At 73.1% G+C, this 20233-nt stretch carries 18 protein-coding genes; 4 read left to right on the top strand and 14 right to left on the bottom strand.

The genetic code is table 11. The features are described from left to right. Nucleotides 1–181: 181 nt before the first annotated feature. From trxA to TOK_RS13120, 7 genes are all read right to left on the bottom strand, one after another. Nucleotides 182–511: a thioredoxin gene (gene trxA / locus TOK_RS13090; protein ID WP_098958126.1), complete on the bottom strand. Its 330-nt coding sequence runs from the start codon at nucleotides 509–511 to the stop codon at nucleotides 182–184. A gap of 41 nt (nucleotides 512–552) precedes the next feature. Continuing rightward, a complete protein-coding gene (gene trxB, locus TOK_RS13095) occupies nucleotides 553–1551 on the bottom strand; it encodes a thioredoxin-disulfide reductase (RefSeq protein ID WP_098958127.1) in 999 nt (332 codons plus the stop codon). Nucleotides 1552–1675: 124 nt separating this feature from the next. Beyond that, nucleotides 1676–2686 carry a hypothetical protein gene (locus TOK_RS13100; RefSeq protein WP_098958128.1) on the bottom strand — a complete coding sequence of 337 codons (1011 nt, stop codon included), beginning with the start codon at nucleotides 2684–2686 and terminating at the stop codon, nucleotides 1676–1678. Next, the gene (gene sigM / locus TOK_RS13105) at nucleotides 2686–3234 is read right to left on the bottom strand and encodes an RNA polymerase sigma factor SigM (protein ID WP_098958129.1); all 549 of its coding nucleotides are present in this window, start codon (nucleotides 3232–3234) and stop codon (nucleotides 2686–2688) included. The genes TOK_RS13100 and sigM overlap by 1 nt, the downstream gene beginning before the upstream one ends. A 77-nt stretch (nucleotides 3235–3311) precedes the next feature. Continuing rightward, nucleotides 3312–5018, bottom strand: a complete 1707-nt coding sequence (locus TOK_RS13110; RefSeq protein ID WP_098958130.1) for a protein kinase family protein — start codon at nucleotides 5016–5018, stop codon at nucleotides 3312–3314. Nucleotides 5019–5168: 150 nt separating this feature from the next. Further along, nucleotides 5169–7475 carry a DUF6049 family protein gene (locus tag TOK_RS13115; RefSeq protein ID WP_098958131.1) on the bottom strand — a complete coding sequence of 769 codons (2307 nt, stop codon included), beginning with the start codon at nucleotides 7473–7475 and terminating at the stop codon, nucleotides 5169–5171. Continuing rightward, nucleotides 7472–7966 carry an NUDIX hydrolase gene (locus TOK_RS13120; protein ID WP_098958142.1) on the bottom strand — a complete coding sequence of 165 codons (495 nt, stop codon included), beginning with the start codon at nucleotides 7964–7966 and terminating at the stop codon, nucleotides 7472–7474. The genes TOK_RS13115 and TOK_RS13120 overlap by 4 nt, the downstream gene beginning before the upstream one ends. A gap of 271 nt (nucleotides 7967–8237) precedes the next feature. On the opposite strand from TOK_RS13120, the gene TOK_RS13125 reads away from it, so the two are divergent. Continuing rightward, complete coding sequence (locus TOK_RS13125; RefSeq protein WP_098958143.1) at nucleotides 8238–9629, top strand: CCA tRNA nucleotidyltransferase; 1392 nt, start codon at nucleotides 8238–8240, stop codon at nucleotides 9627–9629. A 3-nt stretch (nucleotides 9630–9632) separates the two neighbouring features. Here TOK_RS13125 and TOK_RS13130 read toward each other — a convergent pair whose 3' ends face one another. Beyond that, on the bottom strand, nucleotides 9633–11000 hold the full coding sequence (locus TOK_RS13130; RefSeq protein ID WP_098958132.1) for an MFS transporter: 1368 nt from the start codon (nucleotides 10998–11000) through the stop codon (nucleotides 9633–9635). 43 nt (nucleotides 11001–11043) lie between these two features. Between TOK_RS13130 and TOK_RS13135 the strand changes: the two genes are divergently transcribed. Further along, nucleotides 11044–11640 carry a YqgE/AlgH family protein gene (locus TOK_RS13135; protein WP_253258361.1) on the top strand — a complete coding sequence of 199 codons (597 nt, stop codon included), beginning with the start codon at nucleotides 11044–11046 and terminating at the stop codon, nucleotides 11638–11640. Here TOK_RS13135 and TOK_RS32595 read toward each other — a convergent pair. Further along, nucleotides 11637–12068 (bottom strand): SdpI family protein, encoded by a 432-nt coding sequence (locus tag TOK_RS32595; RefSeq protein WP_172457557.1) that lies wholly within the window; start codon nucleotides 12066–12068, stop codon nucleotides 11637–11639. The genes TOK_RS13135 and TOK_RS32595 overlap by 4 nt on opposite strands. Nucleotides 12069–12293: 225 nt before the next feature. Here TOK_RS32595 and leuS point away from each other — a divergent pair, with 225 nt between their 5' ends. Continuing rightward, a complete protein-coding gene (leuS, locus tag TOK_RS13145) occupies nucleotides 12294–15164 on the top strand; it encodes a leucine--tRNA ligase (RefSeq protein WP_098958133.1) in 2871 nt (956 codons plus the stop codon). Nucleotides 15165–15181: 17 nt separating this feature from the next. On the opposite strand, the gene TOK_RS13150 is transcribed toward leuS, so the two are convergent. From TOK_RS13150 to TOK_RS13170, 5 genes are all read right to left on the bottom strand, one after another. After that, nucleotides 15182–15619 carry a HEPN domain-containing protein gene (locus TOK_RS13150; RefSeq protein ID WP_253258362.1) on the bottom strand — a complete coding sequence of 146 codons (438 nt, stop codon included), beginning with the start codon at nucleotides 15617–15619 and terminating at the stop codon, nucleotides 15182–15184. 19 nt (nucleotides 15620–15638) lie between these two features. Further along, a complete protein-coding gene (locus TOK_RS13155) occupies nucleotides 15639–16385 on the bottom strand; it encodes a UPF0158 family protein (protein ID WP_098958134.1) in 747 nt (248 codons plus the stop codon). Between the two features lie 151 nt (nucleotides 16386–16536). Next, nucleotides 16537–17091, bottom strand: coding sequence for a C40 family peptidase (locus tag TOK_RS35350; protein WP_374754895.1), 555 nt, complete (start codon nucleotides 17089–17091; stop codon nucleotides 16537–16539). 546 nt (nucleotides 17092–17637) lie between these two features. After that, nucleotides 17638–18717, bottom strand: a complete 1080-nt coding sequence (locus tag TOK_RS13165) for an inositol-3-phosphate synthase (RefSeq protein WP_098958148.1) — start codon at nucleotides 18715–18717, stop codon at nucleotides 17638–17640. 17 nt (nucleotides 18718–18734) lie between these two features. Further along, nucleotides 18735–19319 carry a PadR family transcriptional regulator gene (locus TOK_RS13170; protein WP_098958135.1) on the bottom strand — a complete coding sequence of 195 codons (585 nt, stop codon included), beginning with the start codon at nucleotides 19317–19319 and terminating at the stop codon, nucleotides 18735–18737. A 173-nt stretch (nucleotides 19320–19492) separates the two neighbouring features. Here TOK_RS13170 and TOK_RS13175 point away from each other — a divergent pair, with 173 nt between their 5' ends. Continuing rightward, the gene (locus TOK_RS13175; protein ID WP_098958136.1) at nucleotides 19493–19897 is read left to right on the top strand and encodes a DUF5318 domain-containing protein; all 405 of its coding nucleotides are present in this window, start codon (nucleotides 19493–19495) and stop codon (nucleotides 19895–19897) included. Nucleotides 19898–20233: the final 336 nt, after the last annotated feature.

Below are 20233 nucleotides of genomic sequence, written 5' to 3' on the forward strand. Positions count from 1 at the left end.
GCCGTCGGCGTGCGGCCGCGGCCCATTCTGCCCTGCGCCACCCCGACCGGGGGACAGCGGGGCGTGCACGGGCGTGTCCTCGTCGTGACCTGCGGTGTTCGCAACGGCCCCGTCCCGGACGTGCAACCGGCCGGTTCCCGCTGGGAACCGGCCGGTCCGTTGCCGAACGATCGTTCTCGGCTCAGCCGAGGTAGTCGGCGAGGTCGGAGAGCAGTGCGGCCTTCGGGCGGGCACCGACGATCGTCTTGACCGGCTTGCCGTCCTTGAACAGGATCATGGTCGGGATCGACATGACCTGGTAGGCGGCGGCGGTCTTCGAGTTGACGTCGATGTCGAGCTTCGCGACGGTCAGCTTGTCGGCGTGCTCGCCCGCGATCTCGTCGAGGACGGGGGCGACCATCTTGCACGGGCCGCACCACGTGGCCCAGAAGTCGACGAGGACGGTCTTGTCGCTGTTGATGACGTCGGCCTCGAACGAGGCGTCCGTGACGTCGACGGTGTTGTTGCCCATCGTGTTCTGCCCTTCGCGGAGATGGTCGGTGGAGTCGGTGGTCAGTGCGCCGCGGCCGCGGCTTCGGGGGCGGCGGTGCCGTACCCGCCGCCGGCCAGCTCGGCCGGGACCGGGGTCTCGGCGAGCCAGCGCTCGGCGTCGATCGCGGCGGAGCAGCCGGAGCCGGCGGCCGTGATGGCCTGCCGGTAGGTGTGGTCGACGAGGTCGCCACAGGCGAACACGCCCTCGATGGTCGTACGCGTCGACGGCGACTCGACCTTGACGTACCCGTCACCGTCGACGTCGAGGACCTCGCGCACGAGCGAGCTGCGCGGGTCGTGCCCGATGGCGACGAACATGCCGGTGACGTCGAGCGTCGACTCCTCGCCGGTGACGGTGTCGCGCAGCCGCAGGTGGGAGACCGATCCGTCGCCGTCGACCCGCAGTACCTCGGAGTTGAGGCGCCACTTGATCTTCGGGTCGTTCTGGGCGCGCTCGAGCATGATGCGCGACGACCGGAACTCCTCGCGGCGGTGGATGATCGTCACCGAGCGTGCGAACCGGGTGAGGAAGGTGGCCTCCTCCATCGCGGAGTCGCCACCGCCGATGACGGCGATGTCCTGCTCGCGGAAGAAGAAGCCGTCACAGGTCGCGCAGGCCGAGACGCCGCGGCCGAGCAGCTCCTGCTCGCCGGGGACGTTCAGGTAGCGGGCGGCAGCGCCCATCGCGAGGATGACAGCGCGCGCCGTGAACGTCTGCCCGTGGGCGGTGACGGTCTTGACGGGCCCCTCGAGGTCGACGGAGTCGACGTCCTCGGAGCGCAGCTCGGCGCCGAAACGCTTGGCCTGGCTTCGCATCTGCTCCATGAGCTCGGGGCCCATGATCCCGTCGGTGAAGCCGGGGTAGTTCTCGACCTCGGTGGTGGTCATGAGCGCGCCACCGAACTGGGAACCCTCGAACACCAGCGGGTTGAGCTGGGCTCGGGCGGCGTAGACCGCGGCCGTGTAGCCGGCCGGGCCCGACCCGATGATGATCAGTTCCCGGACGTCGTCGGTGCTCACCGCGGCGGTCCCTCCTCAGGTAGATCGGACGGAACGAGAAGCTCCGCATCCGGTCGTAAGAACACGAGTCTAGAAGCGGGCATTCCCCGTTCCGCTGCCGGTCAGGGGGGATCCGGCTCACGTGTCACCGGTCGACGGTGCGGTCGGCCAGTACGCGTCCTCCCCCGGCGCCGCATCCGGGGTCGACGACGAGCAGGCGGAACCGGCCCACCGAGCCGGTGGGCAGGACGAGCAGGACGCCCGGGACGCCGTCGACCGCGACCTCCCGGGTCGCGAGTGCGCGGGTCGTAGGGACGCCGACGACGCCGAGGCACGCAGCCTGTCGAGCGGGGTCGCCGAGGGGTCCGTGAACGGTCTCCGGGGTGCCGACGAGGGCGTGCGTGCCGGGCTGGTCCGGCACAGCGAGGGGCACAGTGGGCGACGGTTGTCCGGCGACCCCGATGACGGCGACCCCCGAGAGGACGACGCCCGCGGCGACGGCGGCGAGCAGCAGCCCGCGACCGCGTGACCGGCCGCCCGGACGCTGGCCCCGGCGGCCAGGACCCCGGGTACCGGACGTCCCGCGGTCCGACCCACCACGGGCCGCACCGGACCGGCAGGGCGCGCCGGGAGCCGGGCCGGACGCGACGCCCGGTCCGGACGCGCCGGAGGCGGTGGACGGGCCGGTGACGCCGAGGGTGTCGGCCATGCCGGACGTACCGGAAGCATCGGACGTACCGGAAGCGCCGGAGACGTCGGCCGCGCAGAGAGCGCCGAGAGCGCCGGACCCGCCGGATGCAACTGATGCCCTGGGTGCCCCGAGCAGTCCTCGAGCATCGGGGACGGAGGAGATGCCCTCGACAGCGGGCACGCCGTGGACGACGGGCTCAGCTGCGGCGGGACCCCTGCGGATCGCGTCGGCGGCGGCGAGGACGGCGTCGCGGAGGTCGTCGGGCATCGACGGCTGCCCCGGTTCCCCGGGCGAGCGGGAGGGGAGTCCGGCGAGGTCGCGTCGCGTCGCGTCGAGGGCGGCGAACACGGCCGCGGCGCCGGGATCGTCGACGACCGCCGCGCACCGCGGACAGGGGCGCTCCCCCGCCGCGACGCACACCGGTGCGGCGTCCCAGATCGACGCGAGGTGCAGGCGGTCGCTCATCAGTACTCCTCGCGCAGGTGGCCCAGCAGTTCGGCGAGCCGGAGCCGGCCGCGGGCGCACCGGCTCTTCACGGTCCCGGTAGGGACGTCGAGGATCCGCGCGGCGTCGGCGACGGGGTGGCCCTGCACGTCGACGAGCTCGATGGCGACCCGTTGCTCGACGGGCAGCAGCGCGAGCGCCTGGACGACGTCGAGGCGCGTGGTGGCGGTGTGGGACGGATCCGGGCGGCGGTCGGGGACGTCGTGGTCGGGCCACGGTTCGGCGCGACGGGTGCGGTCGCGGCGGAGCCGGTCGATGCAGACGTTGACGAGGATGCGGTGCAGCCAGGTGCCCAGCGCCGCGTCGCCGCGGAACCCGTCGAGTCGACGAAAAGCCGTGAGCAGGGCTTCCTGTACGGCTTCGCGGGCGTCCTCGGCGTTGCGCAGGATTCCGACGGCCACCGCCCAGAGGCGGTCGCCGTGGCGGCGCACGAGCTCGACGAACGCCTGCGGGTCGCCCTCGCGATGGGCCGCGACGAGGGCGACGTCGTCGAGGGCCGGTGCGGACACGGCCGCACGCTACGAAGGATGCCGGGCGCCCCGCGGCGGAACGGGGGGATCGTTCGCGGCCGCGAACCGGTACCGGATCAGACCCCGGCGCGCTGGAAGGTGACCTCGTTGATCTCGGTCATGTGCTGGTCGTTGTCGTTGCCGAGCTTCGTGATCCAGATCAGCACGTGCTGCACGGGCTGGCTCTGCGTCAGCGAGATCGGGGTGACGCCGGAGGTGAGCGTGGCGTCGGCGATCGGGACGGTGTCGGCGAAGTCGGCGTCGGCGGTGGGTGCCGACCGGATCTGGACGACGGTTCCGTCGCTCGGCGAGTTGATCGACAGGCTGGACAGCTGCACCGCGGAGGCGAACGACACCATCACGCCGATGCCGGGCTTGAGCACCGGGAACTGCTGGCGGTAGGCGTAGGTGCGCCAGCTGGTGGCGGGGTTGCCGTCGATGACGCGGGAGATGCGTCCGGCGTTGTCGGGGTCGGCGGTGGTGTCGTAGACCTCGACGCCCGCGGCGGCGACGGAGCTGGTGGCGGCCTGCGGCTGCGGGGGTCCGGCGGCGATGGCGCCCCCGGGCGCGGCGGGTGCGTCGACGACGATCTTCGGTGCACCCGAGGAGTCGCCGAAGACGGACCCGAGGACGAGCCCGAGGTAGCCGAGTACGACGACGACGCCGACGGCGAGGACGCCGAGGCCGAGCATCAGCTTGCGGCGGCGGTCGCGGTCGGTGGGCGCCTTGCGGCGTGCCTGCCAGACGTCGCCGGGTTCGGGGGGCAGGCCGTCGTGCACCGGGGGGAACAGGGCGTTCTTGTCGTCCTCGGAGACGATCTCGGCGAGCATCCGGTGGACGGCGGCGGCGGTGCGGACGCGCTGGGTGGAGGTGCCGGCGTGGTCGCCGGCGAGGGCGCCGAGGACGATGGCGTCGAGCGCGACGGGGACGCCGGGCCGGACCTCCGAGGGCGGGACGACGCGGCCGCCCGGGTCACCGCTGACGAGTCGCTCGGCGGCGGGCATGCCGGCGCGCGCGGCGTCGGCGACCGCGAGCGGCCAGCGGCCGGTGAGCAGCGCGTAGAGGACGGCGCCGAGGCCGCGGACGTCGTCGTCGGGGGTGACGTCGGGGCGGGCGAGCACGAAGGTGAGCTGGGTGCGGCCGTCGGCGCTGACCCGGACGCGCTGGGGGTGGTCGCAGCCGAGGACGAGCCCGTGCCGGTGCGCGGCGGCGGCCGCCTCGGCGAGGGGCTCGACCATGCGGGCGGCGGTGAGCGGGCGGATCATGCCGTCGGCGAGGACGTCGGAGAGCCCGCGGCCGCCGCACCATTCGCTGACTGCGGCACCGAGGACGTCGGTGGGAAGTGCGGCGCCGCCGGGGGCGAGCACGTCGAGGAGGCGGGCGGCCCCGGGGTGTTCGAAGCTGCCGGTGCGCAGCGCGCGGACGATCATCTCGCCGGCGCGGGCGGTCCCGTCGGGGTCGTCGGCGTCCGGGTCGGTGGCGAGCCGGCGCAGCAGGGTGACGGCGACGTCGCGCCGCAGGACGGTGTCCTCGGCGGTCCAGAACTCGGCGCCGGCGGCGGGCTCGGAGCCCAGCTTGGCGCGCAGCCGGTAGCGGCCGGCGAGCGTGGTGCCTGCGTCGGTGACGGCCGGGTCACCCGGCGCGGAACCGTCGGTCTCCGTCGTGGGGACCTCGGCCGGGTCGGCGGGCGCGGTCGTCTCGTCGGACGGCCGGCCGGGTTGTGCGGGGACCGTCGCGGTCACGGTGCGCGTGGACGCGGGCCGGCCCCTTGTCTGCCCGCTCACCAGCGACGCCTCCCCCCACCGGACGCTGCTTCACGCCCGGTCACATTCCCCCGGCGGCCAGACTACGACAGGGGCGGCCCCTGCGGGGAGCAGTCGCTCCGGGCGCGTCGGGTGCGTTTCCACACGACGACGCAACCGTTCGTGTTCTCGTCACTCTGTCCTGATCGGGACGGTGGGGCCGGTTCCCGCAGGCTCGGATGCGGACGCGCCCTCCTCCCCCGGGCCGGGCAGGCCGCCCGGCCCGGGGCCGCGACCGCGGTCCGGACCGTCCGGCGGCCCCGACCGGTCCCGGGCGCGGCGCACGATCCGGCGGATCACGAGCAGGACGAGCAGGGCACCGGCGATCACGGTCAGCCACACCGTCACGGTCCCGTACGCGGTGGAGCGGACCTGTAGCCGCGTGGGCGGGCCGAGGTCGCCGCCGGTGGGGGTCTGGACGATGGCGTCGACGGCGAACTGTCCGGCGCGGACGACCTGCGCGCTGACCCGGACCTGGATGCGCCCCAGCGGTGGGATGCGCTGGTCGGGGATGGGCGTGACCTGCAGGCCTGCGGTGCTGGCGATGACGATGCGCACGTCGAGCGCCACGGGCAGGCCGTTGGACACCGTCATCAGCAGCGGGGCGTCGGACGTGCCCAGTGAGTACGGCCCGGGCGGTTCGAGGACGCGGACGGTGCCGCGGAGCTCGTCGAGGCGTGTCGAGGCCAGGTCGGCGAACCGGGAGGCGAGCGCCGGCCGGCCGCGCCAGGTGGCGGAGACGGGACGCAGCATCGCGCGGCGCAGCGGGACGAACACGTCGTCGGGGGTGACGTCGGCACCGGGGTCGGCGACGGCGGCCGTGGCCACGGAGTCGATCTCGCCGACGAGGGTCCGGGTGCGGTCGACGAGCGTCGTCGGCACCTCCTCGGCACCGGCGCCGATCGGGTAGAGCAGCGACGTGGGGCGGCCCGTCGCGCCACTGGTGGTGAGGGGGCGCGGGGTGAGCAGGCCGCGCTCGGTCATCAGCGTGACCGCGGACAGCAGGGCGTCGGCCCCGACGCCCTCGGCGCCCCACAGGTGGGGCGGGGCGAGCAGGATCGGCGGCCGGCTGCCCTGTCCCGACGGCGAGGTCGCCCGGAACGCGAGCGCGCCGATGAGGTCCTGGGTCGAGAGCGGGGTGGCGACGGCGGCGCGTGAGCTGGTCACGGGGGCGCCGGGGGTGGTGGGTGCGTCGGCAGGGGTGGCCGCGGAGGTGAGCAGGTCGTCGGAGAGGGCGGCGCCGGGGCCGCCGTCGAGGGCCACGACGCCGGTGCGGCCGGCCTCGCTGACGGCGCCGGAGGACAGGACGAGGCCGCCGAGGCGTTCGGGTCCGGCGAGGGCGGCGAGGGTCTCGTCGTCGATGACGCCGTCGGCCGGCCAGAGCAGCGTGTTCTGCAGGGGGGTGTCGAGGATGTCGGCGGCGACCTCCCGGCCCGCCTCGACGGCCCGGACGGCGGCGTCCTCGTCACCTCCCCTCGTCAGCGCCACGAGGTCGGCGTCGGCGAACGGGAGTGCGACGACGCAGCCGCCGCGCAACGTGGTCGTCACTCCGGCGAGCCAGGCGCGGGCGACGTCGGTGCCGGTCCCGGGGCCGACGGTGCCGTCGGGTGCGCGGACCTGGTAGCCGTCGGCCATCGCCTGTGCGGTCTGCAGCAGGTCGGGATCGACGGCGACGCAGATCCCGTTGCGCAGCGGCGAGCCGGCCGGCGCACGTTGGGCGAGTGCGCCGACGAGGCCGTTGAGCCGTCCGCCCGCGGCGAAGGAACGGGCCAGGTCGTCATCGGTGAGGGTGGTGGTCTCGCCGGGGACGCCGGGCAGCCGGTGCGGGACGTCGACGATCGGGTAGAGCATCGTGAACGGCCGTGCGGCACCGGTGGCCGGGGCGTCGACCGGTTCGGCGAGCGCGCCGCCGACGACCGCGGCGGGCAGCGACAGCACCGGCAGCAGCAGGCGGGTCGCGGCGAGCCGGGCCCGTGGCCGGCCCTCGGGTTCGCCGTTGACGTTCACCAGCAGCGGGTAGGTGCCGGGCGAGTCGATGCCGAGCCCGGTGCCGGTGGTCTCGCGCAGTGGCGCGTCGACGCGGACGGACGTGCTGGCGCCGGGGGCGAGGGTCCCGGGCAGGTCGACGAAGGCCGGGGACACCGCGTCGGTGCCGGCGCGGCCGTCGAGAGCGGCCTCGACGTCGGAGTCGGCGCGCAGCGGGTCACCGCGCTGCAGCCGGACGGCGAGCCCGGACACGGGCACGTCACCGGTGTTCGTGACGGTTCCCGTCACTGTGACGAGAGACGGGCCGTCGGACGTCCCGACGCGAGGGGTGAGCTGGTCGAGCGCGAGCTGCAGCGACACGGTCGGGTCGCCCGGCGCCGCGGTCGCGGAACCGGCGAACGGCCCGGCGAGGAGGAGCAACGCGATCGCGACCAGGGCCGCGACCGGCCTCACGCCGACTCCTCCAGCAACTGCGTGGCCCGCCGGATCAACCGCCGTTCGTCGGCGTAGGCGAGGCGCGACTCGAGCTCGGCGAGGGGCACCCAGGCCACCTCCGACACCTCGATGTCGAGATCGGACAACTCACCACCGAGCGCGCGCATGAGGTAGTGGTGCACGGTCTTGTGCACGCGTCTGTCCTCGGCGACGAACCAGAAGTCGATGGTGCCCAGGGGTGCGACCACCCGACCGATGATGCCGGTCTCCTCCTCGACCTCGCGCACCGCCGCCTGTTCCGCCGTCTCACCAGCCTCGATGTGACCCTTGGGCAACGACCACAGCAACCGGCCACGACGGTCGAGCCGGCCGATCACCGCGGCGACACCGAGGGCGTGGTCGACGACCAGACCACCCGCGGACGTCTCGTCGACGGTGCGCAACCGGCGCCTGCGCTCCGGGGGACGGCTCGCGCGGCGCCCTCCTGAGCGACCGCGCGAGGTGGACATGGCCTGATGGTAACGATCCGGGGCTGGTCCGGCCCGCTTCCCGACGTCGCCGGGCGGGCCGGACCTCACGGACCACTCGGGAGGTGACTTCCCGGCGGCGCCGACGCGTTCCCTAGACTGGCCCGCCGTGTCTTCCCCGTTGTTGATCCCCGGCTCGTCGGCGTCCACCTCCGCGGTGAGTGCCGACGCGATCTCCGGCACCACCGAGCGGCAGGGTCACGCCTCGGATGACGCCGCACTGCGACGCGCCCAGGAGAATGCCCTCGTGGAAATGCTCGCCATCCCTGCGGTCGCCGACGAGATCGGTGAACGCTTCCGTGCGGCGGGCCACCAGCTCTACCTCGTGGGCGGCAGCGTCCGCGACGCACTGCTCGGGCGTGGCGGGGAGGACCTCGACTTCACGACGGACGCGCGCCCCCCGCAGATCGCCGCCCTGCTCGCCGGCTGGGCCGACACGATCTGGGACACCGGCATCGAGTTCGGCACCCTCGGCGCCCGCCGCGGCGACCACGTCCTGGAGATCACGACGTTCCGCGCCGACGCCTACGACCGCGTCGGCCGCAACCCCGTGGTCCGCTTCGGCGACTCCATCGACGGCGACCTCGTCCGCCGCGACTTCACCGTCAACGCCATGGCGGTCGAGGTGCACGCCCCGAACGGCGATCGGCGTTTCGTCGACCCGCACGGCGGGCTGGCCGCACTCGCCGCGGGCACCCTCGACACCCCGGCGACACCGCAGGAGTCCTTCGCCGACGACCCGCTGCGGATGCTGCGGTGCGCCCGGTTCGTCTCCCAGCTCGGGTTCGCGCCCGCGCCGCGCGTCGTCGAGGCGATGACGGAGATGGCGGCGCAGCTCGCCAGGATCACCAAGGAACGGGTCCAGGCCGAGTTCTCCAAGCTGATCCTGGGCGCCCACCCGCGGCGCGCGATCGAGCTCATGGTCGACACCGAGCTGGCCGAGCAGGTCGTCCCGGAGGTGCCGGCGATGCGCCTCGCGATCGACGAGCACATGCAGCACAAGGACGTCTACACGCACTCGCTGGTCGTGTTGGAGCAGGCGATCGAGCGTGAGGACGACGGCCCGGACCTCGTGCTGCGCCTGGCCGCGCTGCTGCACGACATCGGCAAGCCCGACACCCGCCGCAAGGAGCCCGACGGCCGGGTGAGCTTCCACCACCACGAGGTCGTCGGCGCGAAGATGGTGCGCCGCCGGCTGCGCGAGATGCGGTACCCGAAGGTCGTCGTCGACGAGGTTGCGCAGCTGGTGTTCCTGCACCTGCGCTTCCACGGCTACGGCAACGGCGAGTGGACCGACTCGGCGGTGCGCCGCTACGTCACCGACGCCGGCCCGCTGCTGGAGCGGCTGCACCGCCTCGTCCGTTCCGACAGCACGACGCGCAACCGCCGCCGGGCCGCGGCCCTGCAGCGCAGCTACGACTCGCTCGAGGACCGGATCACCGCGCTGCGAGCCCAGGAGGAGCTCGACGCGATCCGCCCCGACCTCGACGGGAACGCGATCATGGAGCTGCTCGGGCTGCCGCCGGGCCCGCTCGTCGGCAAGGCGTACAAGCACCTGCTGTCGCTGCGGATGGACCGCGGCCCGCTGGCGCACGACGAGGCGGTCGCCGAGCTGCGGACGTGGGCGTCGGAGAACGGCGTCTGACCCTCAGGGCGTGGGTGCCGCGGCGGCGCGGCGGCGCAGCAGGAACTCGTGGGCCCCGAGGCCGATGACGTAGACGGCGGCCGCCGCACCCAGCAGCGCCGGGGCGCGGCCGTCGGGCGGGCTGAGCAGCGCCGCGGCCGTGATCGCCAGGACGTAGCTGATGTTGAACAGCGCGTCGTAGAGCGCGAAGACGCGGCCGCGGACCTCGTCGCCGGTCTCGCTCTGCACGGCGGCGTCGGTGCACAGCTTCACGACCTGACCCGTCGCGGCCAGCACGAACGCCGCGGCGAGGACGGCGGGCATGCTGAGGAACACTGCCAGCGCGAGCTGGGCGACCAGGGACGTGGACAGCGCGATCCGCACTGTCGTCGCCCGGCCCAGCCGGTGCACGAGCCACGGCGTGAGCAGTGCCGCGACGCCCAGACCGACCGCGGCGAGCACGACGGCCTCGCCGACGCCGGTCATCCCTGCGCGCAGCACGCCGGAGTCGGTGAAGGCGTAGCGGAACAGCAACAGCGACACCAGGGTGCCGACGCCGAACGCCAGCCGGTGCGCCATCAGCGCCGCGAACGAGGCGGCGACGGTCGGGGTGGACGCGACGGCGCGCAGCCCGTCGGTCATGCCGTGCAGCACGACCCGGGTCGCCGACGACTCGGCCGCGGGGGTCGCCGGGGCAGTGCCCCCGGCGGGCGCGACCCGGTCAGGGCCGAGGCTGCCGCGGCTGAACCGCGTCGCGACGAGCGCGGCGAACACCGGACCGAACATCGCGATCGTCGTGACGATCGCCGAGCCGGTGTTGCCGGAGCCGATGACGGCGCGCAGCCCGATGACGGTGGCCCCGCCGACCGCAGCGGTGGCCGCGCCGAGGGTGGCCGCGATGGTGTTGGCCTCCACCAGGTGCCGGGGCTCGACGACGTGCGGCAGCCCGGCCGACAGGCCCGACAGCACGAAGCGGCTCGCACCCGCGACGGCCAGCGCCGCCAGGTAGAGCGGCACCCCGGCGACCCCGGTGCCGACTAGCACCGCCACCACCGCCACGAGCACTGCCCGCACGATGTTGGCGACGACCAGCACCCGGCGCCGGTCCCAGCGGTCGAGCAGGGCCCCCGTGAAGGGGCCGATGACCGAGTACGGCAGCAGGATCACGGCGAGCCCGGCGGCCACGAGGAGCGGGTCGGCCTGGCGTTCGGGGTTGAACAGCACGGCCCCGCCGAGCGCGGCCTGGAACATGCCGTCGCCGAACTGTGCGGTGAACCGGACTCCGAGCAGCCGGCGGAACCCGGAGGCGCGCAGCAGCCGGGCGAGGCCCGCCTTCTCGCGCTTCGTGGAGGTGGCGGTGTCCCCCGTCGGGGGGGCGGAGGACGAGGACACGACCGGAAGGCTACTGCCCCCGTGCGGGTGCGACGATGGTGCTGTGAGGGACCACCGCGACGGATCCGACGCCCCGACCGTGCCCGTCGCGCCGGGCACGCTGCTGGTCGCCTCGCCGAGTCTGTCGGACCCGAACTTCCGCCGAACGGTCGTGTTCGTCGTCGAGCACCGCGACTCCGGGAGCCTCGGCGTCGTCCTCAACCGGCCTGGTGACGTCGCCGTCCGCGACGTGCTGCCGGCCTGGGAGACGCTGGCGTCCACTCCCCGGTCGGTGTTCGTCGGCGGGCCGGTCGACGCCCGGACGGCGCTGTGCCTGGCCGCGATGCGCACCGGGGTGTCGACGCTCGGCATGCCCGGCGTCGTGACGGTGCACAGCCCGGTCGCGCTCGTCGACCTCGACACCGACCCGGCCGCGCTGGAGCCGTCGCTGCGCGGCCTGCGGGTGTTCGCCGGCTACTCCGGCTGGGACTCCGGTCAGCTCGACGGGGAGATCGACCGCGGCGACTGGCTCGTCGTGCCCGGGCTGCCCGACGACGTCATCACCGACCGGCACTCGGACCTGTGGGGCCGGGTGCTGCGCCGCCAGGGCACCCCGCTCGCGCTGCTGGCGACGTTCCCGGCCGAGATCGGGCTGAACTAGGCGTTCGTGACGCCTGCGGGACGGCAGCCCTCGATGAGGTCGCAGCCCGCGCAGGTGCCCGCGCAGGGTGCCGGCTCCTCCTCGACGAGCCGCGCCGCGCGGTCGCCCAGCCCGCCGCCGATGACGGCCAGCAGGACGACGCCGACGACGGTGACGACGAGCAGGATCACACCCAGCAGCACGTCCGGACGGGCGAGCAGCACGGCCCCACCGGCGACGGCGACGACGGCGGCGGCGCCGACGAGCGGCGCGGCGACCCGGTTGGCCGCGGCGAACGCCGCCTCCGACGCCAGCGTCGCGGCGGTACGGACACCGGCGAAGCGGTTGCGGCGCAGCGTCCCGCGGGCGCCCGTCACGGCGACGGCGCCGAGCGCCACCCCCACGAGGAGGAGCAGGGCGCCGAGGATCACGCTGAGGACGACTGGCACACCTCCAGCGTAGGACAACCCGTTCGCTGGGCCTCGGCCAGCGGCGTTACGCTGGTCGTCGCAGATGGCCCGCTTCGACGCGGTCGCGTCGGAGGTGATCCGGCGCCGTTCGCGGCCGGGCCCCCGTCCCACCGGGTCGGGGTCGCCGACGTCTCGCCCGCGGGCCGGATCGCGGGGGAACCGACCGTGGCCGTCACCGAGATCGAGTGAACTGAGCGGACGGACATGAGCACGGAGACCACCATCGCGGAGCGTGCCGAGGCCGACGCCGGAGCGCCCCCGTTCCGCTACGGCGCGGCGCTGGCGAACCGCATCGAGCGCAAGTGGCAGGACCGCTGGGAGGCCGAGGGCACGTTCCACGCGCCCAACCCCGGCGAGCCGGGTTCGGAACGCTCGAAGGTCTACCTGCTCGACATGTTCCCGTACCCCTCGGGCGCGGGGCTGCACGTCGGGCACCCGCTGGGCTTCATCGGCACCGACGTGCTGGGCCGGTACCTGCGGATGACCGGGCACAACGTGCTGCACGCCATGGGTTTCGACGCGTTCGGCCTGCCCGCCGAGCAGTACGCGGTGCAGACGGGCACGCACCCGCGCACCACGACCGAGGCCAACATCGCCCGGTACCGCGAGCAGCTGCGCCAGCTGGGCCTGGCCCACGACGACCGGCGTTCCGTCGCGACGACCGACCCGGAGTTCTACCGCTGGACGCAGTGGATCTTCGTGCAGATCTTCAACTCCTGGTACGACAGCGACGCTGGCCGGGCCCGCCCGATCGCGGAGCTGGAGGCGGAGCTCGCCGCGGGCACGCGGGCGACTCCCGACGGCCGGCCGTGGGCCGAGCTGTCGGAGGGCGAGCGGCGCACCGTCGTCGACGGGCACCGGCTGGCCTACATCTCCGAGGCGCCGGTGAACTGGTGCCCGGGGCTGGGCACGGTGCTGGCCAACGAGGAGGTCACGGCCGACGGTCGCAGCGAGCGCGGCAACTATCCCGTCTTCCGGCGCAACCTGCGCCAGTGGAAGATGCGGATCACCGCCTACGCCGACCGTCTCGTCGACGACCTGGACCGGCTCGACTGGCCGGAGTCGGTCAAGTCGATGCAGCGCAACTGGATCGGTCGCTCCGAGGGGGCCCGGGTTCGGTTCGCCGTCGCGGGTTCGGGCGAGCCGATCGAGGTCTTCACGACCCGTCCGGACACGCTGTTCGGCGCCACCTACATGGTGCTGGCGCCCGAGCACCCGCTGGTCGACGCCGTCGTGCCCGCGGCGTGGCCCGCCGGCACCGACGACCGCTGGACCGGCGGCGCCGCCACCCCCGCGGAGGCCGTCGCGGCCTACCGCACGGCGGCCGGCCGCAAGTCGGAGCTGGACCGCCAGGAGAACAAGGAGAAGACCGGCGTCTTCACCGGCGCCCACGCGGTCAACCCGGTCAACGGGGAGCGCGTCCCGGTCTTCGTCGCCGACTACGTCCTGATGGGCTACGGCACCGGCGCGATCATGGCGGTCCCGGCGCAGGACACCCGCGACTGGGACTTCGCGACGACGTTCGGCCTGCCGATCGTGCGCACCGTCGACCCGGGCGAGGGCTGGGAGGACGGACCGTTCACCGGCGACGGCCCCGCGGTCAACTCCGCCAACGACGAGATCAGCCTGAACGGTCTCGGCGTGGCCGACGCGAAGCGCGTCATCATCGACTGGTTGTCCGCCAAGGGGTTCGGCGAGGGTGTCGTGCAGTACAAGCTGCGCGACTGGTTGTTCTCCCGGCAGCGCTACTGGGGCGAGCCGTTCCCGATCGTGTGGGACGAGCACGGCCCGATCGCCCTGCCCGATGCGCAGCTGCCGGTCGTGCTGCCCGACGTCGACGACTACTCCCCCAAGACCTACGACCCCGACGCCGCCGACACCGAGCCGGAGCCGCCGCTGTCGCGGGCCGACGAATGGGTCGAGGTCGAGCTGGACCTGGGCGACGGGCCGCGGGCCTACCGTCGTGAGACGAACACGATGCCGCAGTGGGCCGGCTCGTGCTGGTACTACCTGCGCTACCTGGACCCGGACAACGAGCAGCGGTTCGTGTCCGAGGAGGCCGAGAAGTACTGGGTCGGCAAGGACGTGGCGCGGTCCGCGGCCGACCCGGGCGGGGTCGACCTGTACGTCGGCGGCGTCGAGCATGCCGTGCTGCACCTGCTGTACTCGCGGTTCTGGCACAAGATCCTGTTCGACCTGGGCCATGTGACCAGCGAGGAACCGTTCCGCAAGCTGTTCAACCAGGGCTACATCCAGGCCTTCGCCTATACCGACGCCCGCGGGCTGTACGTCTCCGCGGAGGAGGTCGTCGAGACCGTCGCGGACGACGGGGCGCTTGGTTTCACGTGGAACGGCGAGTCCGTCACCCGTGAGTACGGGAAGATGGGCAAGTCGCTCAAGAACGTCGTGACACCCGACGAGATGTGCGACCGCTACGGCGCGGACACGTTCCGGCTCTACGAGATGTACACCGGTCCGATGGACGCGTCCCGGCCCTGGTCGACCCGCGACGTCGTCGGACCACAGCGGTTCCTGCAGCGGGTGTGGCGCAACATGGTCGACGAGGAGACCGGCCAGTGCCGGGTCACCGACGCCGCACTCGACGAGGAGACGCGGCGCGCCCTGAACAAGGCGATCGCCGGTGTCCACGAGGACTTCCCGGCGCTGCACTACAACACCGCCGCGGCCAAGCTCATCGAGTTCAACAACCACCTGACCAAGGTGTACGCGGGCGCCGGGGTGCCCCGCGCCGCGGCGGAGCCGCTGGTGCTGATGCTGGCGCCGCTGGCCCCGCACGTCGCCGAGGAGCTGTGGTCGATCCTCGGCCACGACGACTCGCTGGCCTACGCGCCGTTCCCGGTGGCCGACGCGCGCTACCTGGTCGCCGACACGGTCGAGTACCCGATCCAGTTCAACGGCAAGGTGCGTTCGCGCATCGAGGTGCCGGCCGCGGCCGACGCCGCGAGCGTGCAGGCCGCCGCACTGGCCGACGAGAAGATCACCGCGCTGCTCGACGGGCGTGAGCCGCGCAAGGTGATCGTGGTGCCGGGCCGCCTGGTCAACATCGTCGGCTGACGTCGCGCGGGAGCCGGTCAGCGGTTCCGGCGGCGCGGCGGCTTCGACGGCAACGGCGTGGCGTCGCCCTGGCGGGCGGCGCTGCGCCCGGGGTCGGCGAGCCACTTCTCCACCTCGGCGACGACGGTCGTCGCCGCCGCGATCGCCGCGCCGGCCTCGGTGGCGGGTACGGGCTCGTAGCCGTGGTCGGCGAGCAGCGACTGGTTGAACAGGGCGCGCAGCAGCCGTCCGGACTCCGGGTCGAGGGAGCGTTCGCGCACGACGCGGCGCACGAACGCGGAGACGACGTCGGAGAAGTCGCCTCGGGTCTCGCCCAGGACGAGCAACGCGGTCTCGGCGGCGTGGTAGGCGCCGTGGAAGGCGCGCGAGAGTGCCTGCGTCGTGAACCCGTTGTCCAGCAACAGGGTCGCGGCATCGATCTCCTCGCGCGCCCGTTGCATCCCGGAGTGGTTCACCCCGCCCGGCCCCTCGCGCTCACGAGATCCGCACCGAGCTCGTCTTGGCCCGGATGAGCATCGGCTCCGTCGGCCGGCCCATGGCGGACTCGGCGACGGGCAGCGCGGTGATGGCCAGGCCCGAGCGCTCGGTGTGCCGCCACAGGACCGAGTCCATGCGGCGCAGCTCGTCCCATGTGGAGTCGACGTGGTCGAGGACGACGAGCAGGTCCAGGTCGGACTCGACGCTGCCCTCGCCGCTGGCCCACGAGCCGTAGAGCAGCACGCGGTGCAGCCGGTGGCCGTAGAGGTCGGCGAGGTCGCTCGCGACGGCGCCCGGGACGTCGGCGTTGCGCGGCGAGGGGTCCGGGTGGCGGGCGATCGCGCGCCGGCCCACCTCGTCGTCGACCAGGCCCTCCTCGAGCAGCCACTCGATGGCGCCGCGGCGGGCGCGGGCGTCGCGGAAACGGAACCACTCGTCGCGGACCTCGGGGAACTCGAACAGCGTGTTCTTGAACCGCCGGAAGGCGCCGCGGCCGTTGATGGCCTGGTCGAGGAGCTCGGCGGCCCGGCGGTGCTGGACGGCCTCGACGAAGTCGCTCATGTCGCCGTAGCCCGCACCGGCCTCGGTGGGCGGGATGTGCCGCCAGCCGGCGGGCTCGTCGTCACGGTCCTGGACGAGGCGGATCTCGCCGTTCGCCGGGTCGATCCACCAGCTCGCGCCCGGGGTGCGGTCGTCGCGGGCAGCGCCGAGCCCGGCAAGGTCCACGTCGTCCGGGTCGAGCACCCCAGGATGCTAACGCCGCGCGATCGTCCTCGGTGTCCCGAAAGGAGACGCTCCGTCGAACGGGTCGGATGCGGGCAGGTCCGGCCGGGCGGATGCCGGCCGGACCGTGCGCGGGGAGCGTGTCCCGGGGCGTCGTGCCAGGTGGCGCGGGTCAGATGCGGCGCGCTCCGGAGAACGGCATCGACGCGAGGTTGCTGATCTTCACGGGCTGACCGGCGGTGCTGGCGTGCACGACCTGGCCGTTGCCGATGTACATGGCGACGTGGCTGACCGGCTTGTAGAAGAAGACGAGGTCGCCGGGCTGCAGGGCGGCCTTCGAGACCGGGGTGCCGAAGGTCGACTGGGCACGGCTGGTGCGGGGGATCGTGACGCCCGCCTGCTTGAACGCCCAGTACATGAGGCCGGAGCAGTCGAAGGCGCTCGGGCCGGCGGAGCCGTAGCGGTACGGCGAACCGAGCTTGCTCTTGACGATCGACAGCACGGACGCGCCGGAGGCGACCGGCTTCACGGCGGTCTCGACGACGGGCGCGGTGGCCGCGAGGGCCGGCTGGGCGGCGACGGAGGCGGCGGGCAGTTCGAGTACGGCGGCCGCTCCGGGGGCCGCGGGGGTGGCGGCCGGGAGGATCGCGAACGCGGAGGCAGCGGCGGCGGTGGCCGCGACGACGGCCGTCCGGATCGTGAGGAAGCGGGGGGTGTGCGTGTGCACGGGGGTGTTCCTTAAGGGGTGAGCACCGCCGGACACGCGCGCACCGCACGCCGGTGTGCGGGGAGCGGGGAGACGGGCCGGTCACCGTCGTCGGGGGAGGACGAACGGTCCGTGCCCGGCTCGTGGTCCGGACGATGACCCCACACTCCTCGGCTCCGGGTGAGCCTGGGTCGTGCAGGGCCGTAACCCAAATTACGAACACATTTCGGCGATTCACCATGACGCAAATCTCAAACAATGGTGCGTATTCAGGTGATGGTTGTCACCGAAAGGAACCCGATCAGCGGAATCCCCACGACGTAATTCGACGGCGTTACGGATGCAAAACCGGGCACCGGTGTGTGACCGGTCACGCGAGAGTGAGTAATCGTTCCGTTATTGGGTCCAACGGGTGACAAAGATTGCGGTACGGAAGGATCGGAAACATTTCCGGTACGGAACCATTTGCCGGCGCTCCCGGGCGACCCCGTCGGGTCGTGACGCCGCAACGACAGAAGGCCCTGTCCGCTGCTGCGGACAGGGCCTCCTGTGTGGAGCGGTCGGGCGTCAGTCCTGACGCTCGCCCCGGATGAACTGCTCGACGGCGTCGCGCGCCACGTCGTCGCCGTACTGCTCGGGCGGCGACTTCATGAAGTAGCTCGACGCGGACAGGATCGGGCCGCCGATGCCGCGGTCGAGCGCGATCTTGGCCGCCCGCACCGCGTCGATGATGATGCCCGCCGAGTTCGGCGAGTCCCACACCTCGAGCTTGTACTCCAGGTTCAGCGGCACGTCGCCGAACGCACGGCCCTCGAGCCGGACGTAGGCCCACTTGCGGTCGTCGAGCCACGCCACGTAGTCCGACGGGCCGATGTGCACGTTGTCCTTGCCCATGTCGCGGTCGACCTGCGACGTCACGGACTGCGTCTTGGAGACCTTCTTCGACTCCAGGCGCTCGAGCTCCTTCATGTTCAGGAAGTCCATGTTGCCGCCGACGTTGAGCTGCATCGTGCGGTCGAGCTGGACGCCCCGGTCCTCGAACAGCTTGGCGAGCACGCGGTGCGTGATCGTCGCTCCGACCTGGGACTTGATGTCGTCGCCGACGATCGGCACACCCGCGGCACGGAACTTCTCCGCCCACACCGGGTCCGACGCGATGAACACCGGCAGGGCGTTGACGAAGCCGACACCGGCGTCGATCGCACACTGCGCGTAGAACCGGTCGGCGGCCTCGCTGCCCACCGGCAGGTACGAGACGAGGACGTCGGCCTCGACATCACGCAGCACCTGCGCGACGTCCACCGGCTCCTCGTCGGACTCGGTGATCGTCTCCCGGTAGAAGCGGCCCAACCCGTCGAGGGTGTGGCCGCGCTGGACGGGGACGTCGAGCGGCGGGACGTCGGCGATCTTGACGGTGTTGTTCTCGCTGGCGAAGATCGCCTCCGAGAGGTCGCGGCCCACCTTCTTCGCATCCACGTCGAAGGCGGCGACGAACGTGACGTCGCGGACGTGGTACCCGCCGAAGTCGACGTGCATCAGACCCGGCACCCGGGTCGTCGGGTCGGCATCCGCGTAGTACTGGACACCTTGTACCAGCGACGCCGCACAGTTGCCGACGCCGACGACGGCGACACGCACCTGGCTCATGGCCGGTTCCTCCTTCTTCATGTCTCGCGTGACTCCGGCTGCGTCGCCGGAGGATTCTGTTGTTGTTCCGCCTGCTCGCGGCTGATCAGCTCGTTCAGCCACCGCACCTCGCGCTCGGTGCTGTCGAGCCCGAGCTGGTGGAGGTCACGGGTGTAGCGGTCGATCTGCTCCCCCGCCCGGCCGAGGGCGGCCCGCAGCCCCTCGCGCCGCTCCTCGACGGCACGCCGGCGTCCCTCGAGGATTCGCATCCTGGTCTCGGCCGGGGTCCGCGAGAAGAACGCGAGGTGCACGCCGAACGTCTCGTCGTCCCATGCCTGGGGGCCGGCGTCGGCGAGCAGGTCGGCGAAGCGTTCCTTGCCCTCCGCGGTGATCCGGTACACCTTGCGGCTGCGCCGCGACCAGGCGCCGGAGGTGGTCTCGGGGGCGGGCTGGTCGGCGTCCTCGACGATCAGCCCCGCACGGGTCAGCCGACGCAGCGCCGGATAGAGCGACCCGTAGGAGAAGGCCCGGAAGCCCCCGAGCCGCAGGCCGATCTGCTTGCGCAGCTCGTACCCGTGCATGGAGGCCTCGTTCAACAGCCCGAGGATCGCCAGCTCGAGCACGCCGACATCCCTCCTCGAAGCTCTCCCGGTCCTCGCGACCGACGAGGACCATTCGAACCACTATATCGGTCCGATACATCTTCGCTCGCCCGCGAGAGGCTCGTCACTCACGGAAGGACAGGCCCGGGGGGCGGTGGATCGGGAGCGTCGTGACCCGCGCGTACCCTGGTCGGGTGCTGACGCAGCGACAGGTCGTCGACTTCGCGCTGCAGCGCCGGGCGCTGCTCGCCGACGTCCACTCCGGCCGGACCGGTGTCGCCGAGGTCTGCGATGCCAGCCCCTACCTGCTGCGGGCCGCGCGGTTCCACGGTCAGTCCACCGAGGTCTCGTGCCCGGTCTGCCGCAAGGAACGCCTCACGCTCGTCTCCTGGATCTTCGGCGAGGAGCTGAGGCACGCCGCCGGATCGGCGCGCAAGCCCGAGGAGCTCGAACGCCTGGAGACGCTGTACGCAGAGTTCTCGGTGTACGTCGTCGAGGTGTGCCGCACCTGCAGTTGGAACCATCTCGTCCAGTCGTACGTCCTGGGTACGGGCGGCCGGAGCGGCCCGCCCGCCCGGCGACGGTCGGCGGGGGAATGACGTCTCCCGCCGATGAGCCGCCGAATGCCGTTGCCCCGAGTCCACTGCCGTCGTGCCGACACGCGCCGGGCCCTGTCGCCCGGCCCCCGCGTCTCCGGCTGTCGGTCGTGGAGTGAGCGGAGTCGAAGAACCGCATGAGACGAACTGATCGGTCCGCACGCCACCAGCTCCCCGGGTGGCGCGCGACGGGGTCGACCCCGAGGACCGCCCGCCGTCTGCGGGACCCGCACGGACGGGGCCGGACGACGACCGACCACGGAGCGATTCGGTGACTGACCCGCGCGATCCCCGCTTCGACCCGGCCCGCCGGCCCGGTCCGCCCCGCCCCGCCGCGGG

Origin of the sequence: Pseudonocardia sp. N23 (genome assembly GCF_002583555.1) — a bacterium.
In the GTDB taxonomy this organism is placed as follows: Bacteria; Actinomycetota; Actinomycetes; order Mycobacteriales; family Pseudonocardiaceae; genus Pseudonocardia.